Source organism: Methylophaga sp. F-2 (genome assembly GCF_056859315.1).
Map to the genome: position 1 here is coordinate 65272 of NZ_JBSXOF010000017.1, position 12689 is coordinate 77960.

14 protein-coding genes are annotated in these 12689 nt (G+C 44.6%); 7 read left to right on the forward strand and 7 right to left on the reverse strand.

All coding sequences use genetic code 11. The annotated features are described in order from the left end of the window. Positions 1-84: 84 nt before the first annotated feature. The gene (locus tag AC13DA_RS06580) at positions 85-1227 is read right to left on the reverse strand and encodes a PilT/PilU family type 4a pilus ATPase (RefSeq protein WP_007146969.1); all 1143 of its coding nucleotides are present in this window, start codon (positions 1225-1227) and stop codon (positions 85-87) included. An 11-nt stretch (positions 1228-1238) separates the two neighbouring features. After that, the gene (locus tag AC13DA_RS06585; RefSeq protein ID WP_007146970.1) at positions 1239-2276 is read right to left on the reverse strand and encodes a type IV pilus twitching motility protein PilT; all 1038 of its coding nucleotides are present in this window, start codon (positions 2274-2276) and stop codon (positions 1239-1241) included. Positions 2277-2366: 90 nt separating this feature from the next. Between AC13DA_RS06585 and AC13DA_RS06590 the strand changes: the two genes are divergently transcribed. The 6 genes from AC13DA_RS06590 to pyrE all read left to right on the forward strand — a co-directional run bounded on the left by AC13DA_RS06590 (position 2367) and on the right by pyrE (position 6955). Next, positions 2367-3056 (forward strand): YggS family pyridoxal phosphate-dependent enzyme, encoded by a 690-nt coding sequence (locus tag AC13DA_RS06590; RefSeq protein WP_284452144.1) that lies wholly within the window; start codon positions 2367-2369, stop codon positions 3054-3056. A 48-nt stretch (positions 3057-3104) separates the two neighbouring features. Beyond that, on the forward strand, positions 3105-3938 hold the full coding sequence (proC, locus tag AC13DA_RS06595; RefSeq protein WP_273178654.1) for a pyrroline-5-carboxylate reductase: 834 nt from the start codon (positions 3105-3107) through the stop codon (positions 3936-3938). Further along, the gene (locus tag AC13DA_RS06600; protein WP_007146973.1) at positions 3931-4500 is read left to right on the forward strand and encodes a YggT family protein; all 570 of its coding nucleotides are present in this window, start codon (positions 3931-3933) and stop codon (positions 4498-4500) included. The genes proC and AC13DA_RS06600 overlap by 8 nt, the downstream gene beginning before the upstream one ends. Before the next feature lie 64 nt (positions 4501-4564). Beyond that, positions 4565-5713 carry a homoserine O-succinyltransferase MetX gene (metX, locus tag AC13DA_RS06605; RefSeq protein WP_007146974.1) on the forward strand — a complete coding sequence of 383 codons (1149 nt, stop codon included), beginning with the start codon at positions 4565-4567 and terminating at the stop codon, positions 5711-5713. Next, complete coding sequence (gene metW / locus AC13DA_RS06610) at positions 5713-6315, forward strand: methionine biosynthesis protein MetW (RefSeq protein WP_007146975.1); 603 nt, start codon at positions 5713-5715, stop codon at positions 6313-6315. Before metX ends, metW begins: the two co-directional genes overlap by 1 nt. Beyond that, a complete protein-coding gene (gene pyrE / locus AC13DA_RS06615; RefSeq protein WP_431522812.1) occupies positions 6308-6955 on the forward strand; it encodes an orotate phosphoribosyltransferase in 648 nt (215 codons plus the stop codon). The genes metW and pyrE overlap by 8 nt, the downstream gene beginning before the upstream one ends. A gap of 3 nt (positions 6956-6958) precedes the next feature. On the opposite strand, the gene AC13DA_RS06620 is transcribed toward pyrE, so the two are convergent. Continuing rightward, a complete protein-coding gene (locus tag AC13DA_RS06620) occupies positions 6959-7714 on the reverse strand; it encodes a sulfite exporter TauE/SafE family protein (RefSeq protein WP_284452143.1) in 756 nt (251 codons plus the stop codon). Between the two features lie 125 nt (positions 7715-7839). Here AC13DA_RS06620 and AC13DA_RS06625 point away from each other — a divergent pair, with 125 nt between their 5' ends. Further along, positions 7840-8394, forward strand: a complete 555-nt coding sequence (locus tag AC13DA_RS06625; protein ID WP_273178651.1) for a DUF4124 domain-containing protein — start codon at positions 7840-7842, stop codon at positions 8392-8394. Here AC13DA_RS06625 and hisC read toward each other — a convergent pair whose 3' ends face one another. From hisC to murA, 4 genes are read right to left on the reverse strand one after another with little or no spacing between them, the layout of a single operon-like run. Next, positions 8395-9450, reverse strand: a complete 1056-nt coding sequence (gene hisC, locus AC13DA_RS06630; protein ID WP_284452142.1) for a histidinol-phosphate transaminase — start codon at positions 9448-9450, stop codon at positions 8395-8397. Positions 9451-9452: 2 nt separating this feature from the next. Then, positions 9453-10754: a histidinol dehydrogenase gene (hisD, locus tag AC13DA_RS06635; RefSeq protein ID WP_284452141.1), complete on the reverse strand. Its 1302-nt coding sequence runs from the start codon at positions 10752-10754 to the stop codon at positions 9453-9455. Beyond that, positions 10747-11391 carry an ATP phosphoribosyltransferase gene (gene hisG, locus AC13DA_RS06640; RefSeq protein WP_007146981.1) on the reverse strand — a complete coding sequence of 215 codons (645 nt, stop codon included), beginning with the start codon at positions 11389-11391 and terminating at the stop codon, positions 10747-10749. Before hisG ends, hisD begins: the two co-directional genes overlap by 8 nt. Further along, positions 11384-12667 (reverse strand): UDP-N-acetylglucosamine 1-carboxyvinyltransferase, encoded by a 1284-nt coding sequence (murA, locus tag AC13DA_RS06645; RefSeq protein WP_273178645.1) that lies wholly within the window; start codon positions 12665-12667, stop codon positions 11384-11386. Before murA ends, hisG begins: the two co-directional genes overlap by 8 nt. Between the last annotated feature and the right edge of the window lie 22 nt (positions 12668-12689).

Here is a 12689-nt window from a genome sequence, read left to right on the forward strand (position 1 = left end):
TCGCTACATATTAAACCAGTATTTGCCTGACGTCTAATAGATCTTATAAGTCATAGGGTGAACTCTGTGTCAAAAAAACAACAATCACATACGCCCTATCACATCTTCGGGTTCAGCTTGTAATGACAAACTGGAAACTGAACTATCTTTGGCTAATTCGCCGGACTCCATGCCTAGCTTGATCATTAAGCGTACTTCATTGGCTGAATCGGCATTACGTAAAGCTTCTTCGTAGCTAATATCACCTGCTTTATATAAATCATAGACAGCTTGATCGAACGTCTGCATCCCAAGCTCTTTAGAACGTTTCATTACTTCTTTGATTTCATAAATCTTGCCTTTCTCAATCAAATCAGCAATCAGCGGCGTATTAAGAAGTACTTCAACCGCAACAGCCCTGCCCGAGCCATCCTTTTTAGGAATGAGTCTCTGAGCAATAACCGCTTTAAGATTTAATGAAAGATCCAAAAATAATTGTTGATGACGCTCTTCAGGGAAAAAGTTGATAATCCTATCCATTGCCTGATTCGCATTATTAGCGTGTAAGGTGGATAAACAAAGATGGCCGGTTTCTGCAAAGGCCACACCGTAATCCATGGTCTCACGTGTACGTATCTCACCAATCATGATGACATCCGGCGCCTGACGCAGTGAATTGCGTAAAGCAACTTCATACGAATCAGTATCAATCCCCACTTCCCTTTGTGTCACCACACATCCGGCATGCTTATGATCAAACTCAATAGGATCTTCAATCGTTAGAATGTGGCCTGTACTGTTTTGATTGCGATAACCGATCATCGCCGCCAATGTGGTTGACTTACCACTGCCTGTCGCCCCGACAAATATGACTAAGCCACGTTTTGTCATCGATAATTCTTTGATGACCTGAGGCACATGAATTTCTTCAATGGTAGGAATTTCATCTTTGATACGGCGCATGACCATAGCAATTTTATTTCGCTGGTAAAGCGCGCTGATACGAAAGCGACCTGCACCTTTAGTCTCCAGTGCATAATTACACTCTTTTTCACGTTCAAATGTTTTTTTCTGAGCATCTGACATCGTGCTCAGTACTAAATCTCTGGCCTCATCATCCTGCAGTGCTTCCTGAGAGAGCGTTGCCATTCGGCCATTCACTTTCAAGGTAACCGGGCGGCCAGCGGTAATAAATACATCTGAGGCATCATGTTTCACAGCGGCTTTTAGTATCGTGACAATTTCCATATCACACTCCTCTAACGGAATAAGTCTTTATTAACAGCACGTGGTAATGCCTCTTGTTTGGTGACCTTTTGTCGTCTGACTAAATCCTGCAAACACTGATCTAAGGTTTGCATTCCAATAGCGCCGCCCGTCTGAATAGCCGAGTACATCTGCGGTACTTTGTCTTCTCGAATCAGGTTTCTGATAGCCGGAGTACCAATCATAATTTCATGTGCAGCGATGCGTCCGCCTCCCACTTTCTTCATCAATGTCTGGGAAATAACGGCACGCAATGATTCTGACAACATGGAGCGCACCATGTCTTTTTCCGCAGCAGGGAAAACATCAATAATCCGGTCAATAGTTTTGGCTGCCGAAGATGTATGTAAGGTACCAAACACCAAATGTCCGGTTTCTGCGGCTGTCAGCGCCAGTCTGATTGTCTCCAGATCACGTAACTCACCGACCAGGATAATATCCGGATCTTCACGCAGCGCACTTCGAAGTGCTTCACTAAAGCCATGTGTATCACGATGCACTTCACGCTGATTAATCAAACATTTTTTACTTTGATGCACAAATTCGATTGGGTCTTCAATCGTCAGAATATGTTCATTATCTTTTTCATTTCGATAATTAATCATGCCGGCCAACGTAGTGGACTTACCTGAACCTGTAGGCCCGGTGACCAACACGATACCGCGATGATTATCCGCGATGGTTTTAAAAATATCGGGAGCGCCCAGTTCTTCCAGACTGAGTACTTTTGATGGAATCGTTCTGAAAACGGCAGCAGCACCACGGTTCTGATTAAACGCATTAACACGAAAACGTGCCAGCCCCGGTACTTCAAATGAAAAATCAGCTTCAAGAAATTCTTCAAAATCTTTACGCTGTTTATCATTCATAATGTCGTAAATCATCGCGTGGACATCTTTATGTTCCATCGCCGGCAGATTAATGCGCTTGATATCACCATCCACACGAATCATTGGCGGCTCACCTGACGAAACATGTAAATCCGAAGCATTGTTTTTTGCGCTGAACGCAAGCAATTCAGTAATATCCATCAACGATTCCTATGCGGTTTGGTGTAGTCTAGTTAATTCAAAATTTAAGCAATGAGTATAAAGGTATCGCGCCCTTATGAGGCTTGCAACATGACAGATGTAAAAAAACGTTTCCAACAAATTCATCACGAAATAAGCACATCGGTATCAGCGGTAAAACGTGATCCACAATCGGTGCAGTTACTGGCTGTTAGCAAAACATGGCCAGCCGATGCCCTGCGTGAAGTAGCCGCATTAGGCCAACGCCAGTTTGGTGAAAATTACCTGCAGGAAGCCTTAGATAAAATTGACGCTTTAGCCGATCTTGATTTGGAGTGGCATTTCATTGGTCCTATCCAATCAAATAAAACCCGTGATATCGCCGGGCATTTTGACTGGGTTCAGAGTGTCGACAGAGAAAAAATTGCCCGTCGTTTAAATGAGCACAGACCTGACTCACTGGCACCACTCAATGTCTGCATACAAATCAACATTGACGAAGAAGAGACCAAGTCCGGTACCAGCCCAGAAAAGTTACTGACATTAGCTGACTACATTGCAACACTCGATAAGCTCAATCTAAGAGGACTGATGGTGATTCCTTCGCCCAAAAACTCCGTCGCCGATGAAAAAGACAGCTTCTCACGTGCTTATGAACTTTTTCAGCAATTACGTCATAAATACCCGCAGGTAGATACCTTATCTATGGGAATGACAGCAGACATGTCTACAGCCATCGCTTGCGGCAGTACAATGGTACGTATTGGTACGGCATTATTTGGACAACGTAATAAGCGTTAGCTCTTCAATGTGACAAACTCAGATGATACATAGATATAAGGTGAACAAATGAAACAATGCACGATCGCATTTATTGGTGGCGGCAATATGGCGCGTAGCCTGATTGGTGGCCTGATAAGCAACCAGTTTACTGCAGAAAACATTCACGTTTCGGATGCGAATACCGAAGCTTTGGATAATTTATCCTCACGCTACAATGTAAAAACCTTTACTGATAATCTCGCCGCAATTGCCGATGCAGATGTCATCATCCTGGCTGTGAAACCGCAACAGCTGCAATCGGTTATTCGTCAAATAGCACCCGCATGGCAGCAGGATAAATTACTCATCTCCATCGCTGCTGGAATCAGGTTAAATGACATTTCTCGCTGGTTAGACTTTGAAGGTGCTGCTATCGTCAGAGCTATGCCAAATACACCCTCGCTGGTTCAGGCAGGCGCTACCGCACTCTGTGCCAATGACTATGTGACATCTGCACAACATGAGCTGGCTGAATCCATGCTTAGAGCTGTTGGTCTGGCATTATGGATTAGTGATGAAAAACAGATGGATGCCGTAACCGCCTTATCTGGCAGCGGACCAGCCTATTTCTTCTTGGTACTTGAAGCCCTGCAAACAGCAGGAATGGAGTTAGGTCTTCCAGAAGAAACAGCAAGATTATTAGCACTGGAAACCAGTTTCGGTGCCGCTAAAATGGCACTGGAAAGTGATGAATCAGCCTGCGTGCTTCGTCAGCGAGTCACCTCACCAGGTGGCACAACAGAACGTGCCCTAGATGTGTTTGAACAAGGTGATTTGCGAGGCTTGTTTAAACAAGCACTCACGGCGGCAGCGCAGCGGGCTGATGAACTGGCTGAACAATTAGGACAAGACTATGACTAGTAGTTATATCAGTAATCCGCTTATTTTTCTTATCGATACCCTCATCTATTTATACATGGTTGTTGTTGCGCTGCGCTTGATTATGCAGTGGGCCCACTGGGAGTATCACAATCCTATGGTGCAGTTTATTATCAAACTCACCCAGGTACCGGTGAAGTTTCTTCGCCGTTTTATTCCTGCCGCAGGTCGTTGGGATACGGCCACTCTGGTATTACTGATTGTTGTAGCACTGATAAAAATCATTGCCGTTGGCATGCTCGCTGGCGTATTACCCAAAGGTCTTTTCTGGCTGACAATACTCTTTGCAGAACTATTTCAGCTGTTTATCAATATTTTCACCGTCAGCATTATTATCGAAGTGATATTAAGTTGGGTCACCCCCGCAGGAAGTTATAATCCGGTGGCGCCCTTAGTCGGTAAGATGAATGCTCCCTTACTTCGTCCAGTTAGAAGAACCATTCCGCCTGTTGCAGGTGTAGACTTATCTCCACTGTTTGTATTACTGGGATTACAAGTTTTATCGATGTTAGTCATGCCGCTATTAGCAGGTCGCTATATATGATCCAGATTGCGCTGCCACGGCAGTCTGATTAGACTTAACGCTTTTTTACGGGAATCAACCATATATGCCGGAATCTATACCAGCTGACTCTGTTGGTCTGGTGAAACCATCGACAATTCATATCGATACGCCACTTCAGCTTGACTGTGGTAAGACACTACCAAGTTATGACTTAGTCTATGAAACCTATGGCTCATTGAATGAGAATGGCAGCAATGCTGTATTGATTTGTCACGCCCTTTCAGGTGATCACCACGCCGCCGGTTTCCATACGATGGAAGATCGCAAACCCGGTTGGTGGGATACGGCTATCGGTCCCGGCAAGGCGATTGATACCAACCATTTTTATGTGGTGTGTCTGAACAATCTGGGTGGTTGTAAAGGCTCCACCGGTCCAAACACGATTAATCCTGAAACGGGCGAGTTATATGGCCCTGACTTTCCTATCGTTACCGTCCCTGACTGGGTTCGAAGTCAGGCGATGCTTGCTGATCGACTAGGCATTCAGCAATGGGCAGCCGTCATTGGTGGCAGCCTCGGTGGCATGCAAGCTTTACAGTGGTCAATCAGCCTGCCCGAGCGTGTTCGGCATGCTATCGTCATTGCCGCCGCCCCTAAATTATCAGCACAAAATATTGCCTTTAATGAAGTCGCCAGAACCGCGATAAAATCTGATCCTGATTTCCACGATGGTTATTATATAAAACATAACACCTTGCCACGTCAGGGACTTGGGCTCGCACGTATGCTCGGGCATATCACCTATCTTTCAGATGAAGCAATGGGTGAAAAGTTTGGCCGTGAATTACGTAATGGCGCCATTCAATATGGGTATGATGTTGAGTTTCAAATCGAAAGTTATTTACGTTACCAAAGCACCAGCTTCGTTGAACGCTTTGACGCCAATACCTATTTATTAATGACTAAAGCACTGGATTATTTTGATCCTGCCCAGGCGTTTAACGATGATCTTGTCGCTACCGTTGCGAATATTCAGGCTAAGTCGCTTATCATCTCATTTACCAGTGACTGGCGCTTCTCACCTGAACGCTCAAAAGAAATCGTCAACGCCATGCTGGCTGCCGGTAAATCCGTCTGTTATGCCGAAATTGAAGCTCACCAGGGCCATGATGCGTTTTTAATGCCCATACCTCGCTATTTGGAAATCTTTGGCACCTATATGCAACAAATTGCTGCGGAAGGAGTGAAATAATGGCCTTACGTGTCGATCAGCAAATCATCAGTGACTGGATTCCTGATGGCGCCAAAGTGCTGGATTTAGGTTGTGGTAACGGTAGCCTGCTTAAACATCTGCAACAAAGAAACATCACAGGCTATGGCTTAGAAATTGATAACAGTAAATTTGCTGAATGTATCGAAGCTGGGATCAATGTTATCCAGGCAGATTTGGATGAAGGTTTAGCGCAGTTTGCTGATCAGAGTTTTGACTTTGTTATCTTGTCACAAACCTTACAAGCGATTCAGCGCCCTGACTTTTTATTGCAAGAAATCGTTCGTGTTGGCAAAAATGGCATTATCGGTTTCCCTAACTTTGGTCACTGGCAATGCCGTGTGCAATTAGCACTAGGTGGAAAAATGCCGGTCTCCAAAACACTTCCGAATGCTTGGTTTGAAACACCAAATATTCACTTATGCACAATCCAAGATTTTGAGAACCTTTGTGCTGATCATCAACTCAAGGTTCATAACAGAAGCATTGTTAACCACAACAATAAAGACAGCTTAGGAATACGATGTCTGCCTAACTTATTTGGTCAGGTCGCGATTTACCGAGTTCAAAAACAACATGATTAAACAATATCAAAAAGAATTTATCGAGTTTGCCATTGCCACAGGTGTTTTGCGGTTTGGTTCATTTACACTGAAATCTGGTCGTCAAAGCCCCTATTTCTTTAACAGCGGCTTGTTTAATAGCGGTGCCAGTCTGGCAAAACTCGGTCGGTTTTATGCTCAAACCATTGCTGACTCTGGACTTGAGTTTGATGTGTTATTTGGACCAGCCTACAAAGGCATACCACTAGCCTCTACCACCGTGGTCGCCTTAGCCGATCAGCATAATCAAGATATGCCTTATGTCTTCAATCGAAAGGAAATCAAGGATCATGGTGAAGGTGGTCAACTGGTTGGCGCTGAACTGAAAGGCAAAGTCCTTATTATCGATGATGTTATCTCCGCCGGCACCTCAGTCAGAGAGTCTGTTGAGATAATCCGTGCCGCTGGCGCAGAACCCGCCGGTGTTATTATCGCTTTAGACAGACAAGAACGCGGTCAGGGTGAGCTTTCTGCCATACAAGAAGTTCAGGCCGAACATAATATTCCTGTATTGAATATCATTTCTCTGAACGACCTTTTAGGCTACCTTAAAGATAGCCCTGATTTTGGCGAGTATTTACCAGCAGTCAACGCATATCGCGAACAATTTGGTGTAGCCTGAACATCAGCCGTAAATTAATTTCGCGGATATAAACAAAGTCACAATTTCAAAAGCACGTTTAATCCAGCGGTTACCGTGTTTTATTGCCAGATGGGATCCGAGATAACCGCCCAATAAAGAGCCAAGTAGTAATGCGGGAAGCCAGTCCCAACGAATATCCCCCAGCAGTCCTAATGTGATAGCGCCTGCGCCATTCCAAAACAGACCGACCATTATCAGCGTGTAGGCGACTGCACGCTGATAATCCATACCAAACCACCCTACCAGCCATAGTGTCACGAAAAGCCCCGTACCTGAGGTTAGAGAGCCATTTAAGAAGCCTATCAGGAACAAGATCATTCCACCACTAACACAGCCGATCCAGTCTCGATGTACAGGTTCATAGTTTTGCCCTAACTGTGGTTTCAAAATAGAGTAAATTCCCAAGCCACCAGTCAATATTCCCAGCGCTATCTCTGCCATACGATCGGGAATGAGCAAAATAATATTTCCTCCCAAAACTACTCCAGGCAGCCCGGTAAGTAACATTAAAATAACAAACTGTCGTTCCAAACGACTTGTTTTCAAATATCGCAAAACAGCTCCAACACCCAAAGCGACGCTGGCCACTTTATGGGTTGCTAAAGCCACAGAAAAACTTAAACCAAGGAAGATTAAAACGGGAAATTGAATAAGGCCGGCACCACCACCTGAGAAGGCAGAAAAAGTATTGGCTACCAATGAGACCAAAAACAAGATAAATTGATCAAGAAAATTCAATTGTTGACTCCAATCACGCAGACAAGATCATGATACCTAAACTACCCCTGTTGATATTTTGCTCTACATTCAGCCTTTCAGTCAGCGCAGGTCAGTTGTATCGCTTTCCTGATGAGAACGGAGTCATGACTCTCAGCACAACATTACCATCAGCCGCATCGCAAAAAGGCTACGATATTATCGACTCTGAAACCATGCGACTGATTGAACGCGTTCCTGCAGCTTTAACTGAGCAGGAACTACTTGAGCAGGCCGCCAAACAAAAAGTCGAAGAAGAAGCACGTCTACAAGCAGAAGAACAGGCCAAACAGGCAGAAGAAGCTCGACAGGCGCAACAAACTTACGATAAAACCTTACTGATTACTTATCGTTCTGAAGCAGATCTTATTCGCGCTCGTGATAGTGATATTGCTTATAGGCAAGAACAAATTGCTATGCATCAACAAAAACTCCCTGAGCTCAAACAATATCTCTATGAACTACAAAATGAAGCCGCTCAGCGAGAGCTAAGTGGGGCGAAAGTCACCGCCAATATGCAAAAACGCCTAGATGCAGCTAAAGAGGAAATTCAAGTCAGACAACAAGCTATTACCGAACTTAAAGCAGAAATTACAGAATTACAGTCGAAGTATCAGCACGATCTTGAACGTCTTAATTACCTGCTTAAACGTAAACAGTAACTAGACTAAGGTATCTAAAACAGATAATAACTGCTGATTTTCACCCGCTGTACCGATAGAGATTCTTAAAAACTGATTAATTCTCGGCTTAGTGAAGTGTCTGACGATAATGCCTTCTTTTCTGAGCCCGGCAGCAATTTCTACAGCATCTACCTGTTTGTGTGAAGCAAAAACAAAGTTTGCAGCAGATGGCAGGACATCAAATCCCAACTCCTCAAGACCTGCTACCACTTTATTCCGCTCATCGATCACCGCTTGGCAGGTTTCATTGAAATAAGCTTTATCATTCATTGCAGCAACACCAGCTGCAGAAGCCAGGCTGTCAACAGGATAAGAATTAAAACTATCTTTAACTCTGATTAATCCTTCAATAAGATCAGCTTGACCAATCGCATAGCCAACTCTCATTCCAGCCAGCGAGCGTGATTTTGACATGGTCTGCACGATTAACAGGTTGGGATAATCTTTTACCAGACTAACCGCAGACTCACCACCAAAATCAATATAGGCCTCATCTATTACCACAACAGACTCAGTATTCTTCTGTAACAGTCGTTCGATTTCAGACAGTGCTAATAAGCAGCCTGTTGGCGCGTTGGGGTTGGGAAAAATAATCCCGCCATTGATGCGATCATAATCATCAACATTAATACTAAAATCATGACTAAGTGGAACAGTGTCATAGCTTATCTGATAAAGCTGACAATACACCGGGTAGAAGCTGTAGCTGATATCTGGGAATAGAATAGGTGCTTCTTGTCTGAAGAATGCATTAAAAACATGCCCAAGCACTTCATCAGACCCATTTCCGACAAACACATAACTTGCATCAATCTGATAAAAATCAGCAATCGCTTGGCGTAGCTCGGCCGACGTCGGATCCGGATATAGACGTAAACGATCACTGGCCGCCATACGAATGGCCTCAATCACTTTTGGTGAAGGTCCATAAGGATTTTCATTGGTATTGAGTTTAGTCAAATTAGCCAGCTTCGGTTGCTCACCTGGCACATAAGGGTCTAACTCATTAACAAAACCGCTCCAAAAGCGACTCATGATTAATCCTTAAGACGATATTCTGCTGAACGAGCATGGGCTGTAAGACTTTCACCGCGAGCTAAAACCGAGGCGATCTGACCTAAGCTCTGTGCGCCTTGTGCAGACACCTGAATCAAACTGGAACGTTTTTGGAAGTCATAGACACCCAGCGGCGAACTGAATCTTGCTGTTCTTGATGTCGGTAATACGTGGTTAGGTCCCGCACAATAATCACCCAAAGCCTCAGGTGTATAGCGGCCTAAGAAAATAGCACCGGCATGACGGATTTTCTTTGCCATTTCCATCGGTTCATCGACAGATAATTCTAAGTGTTCAGCGGCGATAAAGTTGGCAACCTCAACAGCCACATCCATATCGTCAACGTGAATAAGCGCTGCACGATTTTTGAGTGATGTGGAGATAATCTCTTTACGTTCCATGGTCGGCAAAAGCTTAGCAATTGAAACTTTGACTTTTTCCAGGAAATCGGCATCAGGCGATATCAATATCGATTGTGCATCTTCATCATGTTCTGCCTGTGAAAACAGGTCCATGGCAATCCAGTCAGGATCGGTTTTACCATCACAAATCACCAAAATCTCAGAAGGTCCGGCAATCATATCAATACCAACGGTACCAAAAACCATGCCTTTTGCAGTAGCCACGAAGATGTTACCCGGCCCCACAATCTTATCCACCTGTGGAATAGTTTCTGTACCGTAGGCCAGTGCAGCTACAGCCTGAGCACCACCCACAGCAAAGATACGATCGACGCCTGCAACGGCTGCCGCTGCCAGTACTAACTCGTTGACTTCACCATTCGGTGTCGGCACCACCATAATTAGCTCTTGTACCCCAGCCACTTTTGCCGGAATCGCATTCATTAATACTGAGGATGGATAAGCGGCTTTACCACCTGGTACATAGAGTCCAGCCCGGTCTAACGGTGTCACCTGTTGTCCAAGCAAAGTACCGTCTTCTTCCGTATAGCTCCACGAACTCTGTTTTTGATGGTCATGATATTGACGCACACGCTGTGCTGCTGCTTCAAGCGCTTGTCTTTGTTCTGCCGGAATATTTTCTAATGCTGCTTTTGCTCGCTCCAGAGAAATCTCAAGATCAGACATTTTTTCAGCAGTGACATGATCAAAACGACGGCTATACTCGAGCACGGCTTCATCACCACGTGATTTCACCTCTGCAAGTATTTCCTTAACAATGTCTGTTACTTTGTCATCTGATACACCTTCCCAGGCAAGAATTTCTTCAAGGGAAGACCAGAAATCAGCTTGTGATGCACTGAGCTGTTTTAATTCAATCATTGTTTTGTTCTCTAACCGCGTCTCTAATGTGTTCAATAAAAGATTGCATTCGTTTATGTTTCATTTTCATCGATGCTTTATTGACCACTAATCTAGAACTTATATCCGCAATATGTTCCATCGGAATCAAACCGTTAGCACGTAAGGTGTTACCGGTATCGACTACGTCAACGATTCGGTCTGCCAGACCAACCAACGGAGCCAGCTCCATTGAACCATAGAGCTTGATAATTTCAACTTGCTCGCCTTTTTCAGCATAGAAACGGCGAGTACTCTCAACAAATTTGGTGGCTACACGCAATCTACCAGAGCTCGGCTCAACATCGGGCTTACCCGCAGTCATTAATTTACAGCGCGCGATTTTCAAATCAACAGGTTCATATAGTTCAGCGTGCGGATGTTCCATTAGAACATCTTTACCCGCCACACCAATATCCGCACCGCCGTATTCAACATAAGTAGGCACATCAGAAGCCCTGACAATAATCAATTTTACATCAGGCAGGTTGGTATCAAGAATCAGTTTACGACTGGTTTCAGGATCATCAACGGGCACAATTCCTGCTGCTGCAAGTAAAGGTAAGGTTTCTTTGAAAATGCGTCCTTTTGATAAAGCAAGCGTCAACGTATCAGACATTATCTGACCTCGCAGAGCTCGGAATACGACGAATCTTCGCGCCTAACTGCTGCAACTTCTCTTCAATACATTCGTAGCCACGATCGATGTGGTAAATACGCTCTACTACTGTTTCACCCTCGGCAACCAAAGCAGCAAGAACCAGACAGGCAGATGCACGTAAATCAGTCGCCATTACTGGCGCAGCTGTCAGGTAATCACGCCCCTTACAGACAACAGTGTTACCTTCGATTTGTAAGTTTGCCCCCATTCGTTGCATTTCTTGCACATGCATAAAGCGGTTTTCAAAAACCGTTTCAACAATAGTGGCCTGGCCTTCAGCAATACTATTCAACGCAGTGAACTGAGCCTGCATATCCGTTGGGAAAGCTGGATATGGTGCTGTTCTAATATTCACAGCTTTAGGTCTGTTGCCATGCATGTCGAGAGAAATCCAGTCATCACCGACACTGATGGATGCCCCAGCCTCTTCAAGCTTTAACAAAACAGACTCTAATTGATTGGCATCAGTATCTTTTAACTTGACTCGTCCACGGGTCAATGCGGCTGCAACGAGATAAGTACCTGTTTCAATACGGTCTGGTAATATCTGATATTTGGTACCTGATAATGACTTAACACCCTCGATCACAAGTGTGGCGGTTCCAATGCCAGATATTTTTGCCCCCATTTGATTCAGATAATTGGCTAGATCGACGACTTCCGGCTCTCTCGCTGCATTTTCAATGGTGGTAGTACCTTGCGCTAAAGTGGCCGCCATCATCAGATTCTCAGTACCGGTAACGGTAACCTGATCCATGAAAATATGCGCCCCTTTCAACCCCTTACCACTTGTGGCACGGATATAACCATTTTCAACACGTATGTCTGCACCCATTTGCTGTAAGCCACGCAGATGTAGATCGACCGGACGTGAACCAATAGCGCAGCCACCAGGAAGTGATACGTCTGCTTTGCCATATTTTGCTAATAACGGCCCAAGCACCAGAATAGAAGCTCGCATGGTTTTGACAAGATCATAGGCCGCTTCGGTGTCAGTCAAGGTAGTTGGGTCAATAACAACACCAGACCGTTCATCAACGGTAAGTGTGACCCCCATGCGACCGAGTAACTCAAGTGTAGTGGTAATATCATGCAAATGTGGCACATTACCGATACGCACAGCAGAGTCAGCCAGTAATGCCCCCATTAAAATGGGTAATGCAGCATTCTTAGCACCTGATATACGTATTTCACCGTCTAGTGCTACACCGCCACTAATAATCAATTTGTCCATAACAGTCTTTGTATTGTCTACT

Coding starts and splice junctions, on each gene's coding strand:
- AC13DA_RS06580 (WP_007146969.1), bottom strand. CDS start 1,227: ATGGAAATTGTCACGATACTAAAAGCCGCTGTGAAACATGATGCCTCA.
- AC13DA_RS06585 (WP_007146970.1), bottom strand. CDS start 2,276: ATGGATATTACTGAATTGCTTGCGTTCAGCGCAAAAAACAATGCTTCG.
- AC13DA_RS06590 (WP_284452144.1), top strand. CDS start 2,367: ATGACAGATGTAAAAAAACGTTTCCAACAAATTCATCACGAAATAAGC.
- proC (WP_273178654.1), top strand. CDS start 3,105: ATGAAACAATGCACGATCGCATTTATTGGTGGCGGCAATATGGCGCGT.
- AC13DA_RS06600 (WP_007146973.1), top strand. CDS start 3,931: ATGACTAGTAGTTATATCAGTAATCCGCTTATTTTTCTTATCGATACC.
- metX (WP_007146974.1), top strand. CDS start 4,565: ATGCCGGAATCTATACCAGCTGACTCTGTTGGTCTGGTGAAACCATCG.
- metW (WP_007146975.1), top strand. CDS start 5,713: ATGGCCTTACGTGTCGATCAGCAAATCATCAGTGACTGGATTCCTGAT.
- pyrE (WP_431522812.1), top strand. CDS start 6,308: ATGATTAAACAATATCAAAAAGAATTTATCGAGTTTGCCATTGCCACA.
- AC13DA_RS06625 (WP_273178651.1), top strand. CDS start 7,840: ATGACTCTCAGCACAACATTACCATCAGCCGCATCGCAAAAAGGCTAC.
- hisC (WP_284452142.1), bottom strand. CDS start 9,450: ATGAGTCGCTTTTGGAGCGGTTTTGTTAATGAGTTAGACCCTTATGTG.
- hisD (WP_284452141.1), bottom strand. CDS start 10,754: ATGATTGAATTAAAACAGCTCAGTGCATCACAAGCTGATTTCTGGTCT.
- hisG (WP_007146981.1), bottom strand. CDS start 11,391: ATGTCTGATACGTTGACGCTTGCTTTATCAAAAGGACGCATTTTCAAA.
- murA (WP_273178645.1), bottom strand. CDS start 12,667: ATGGACAAATTGATTATTAGTGGCGGTGTAGCACTAGACGGTGAAATA.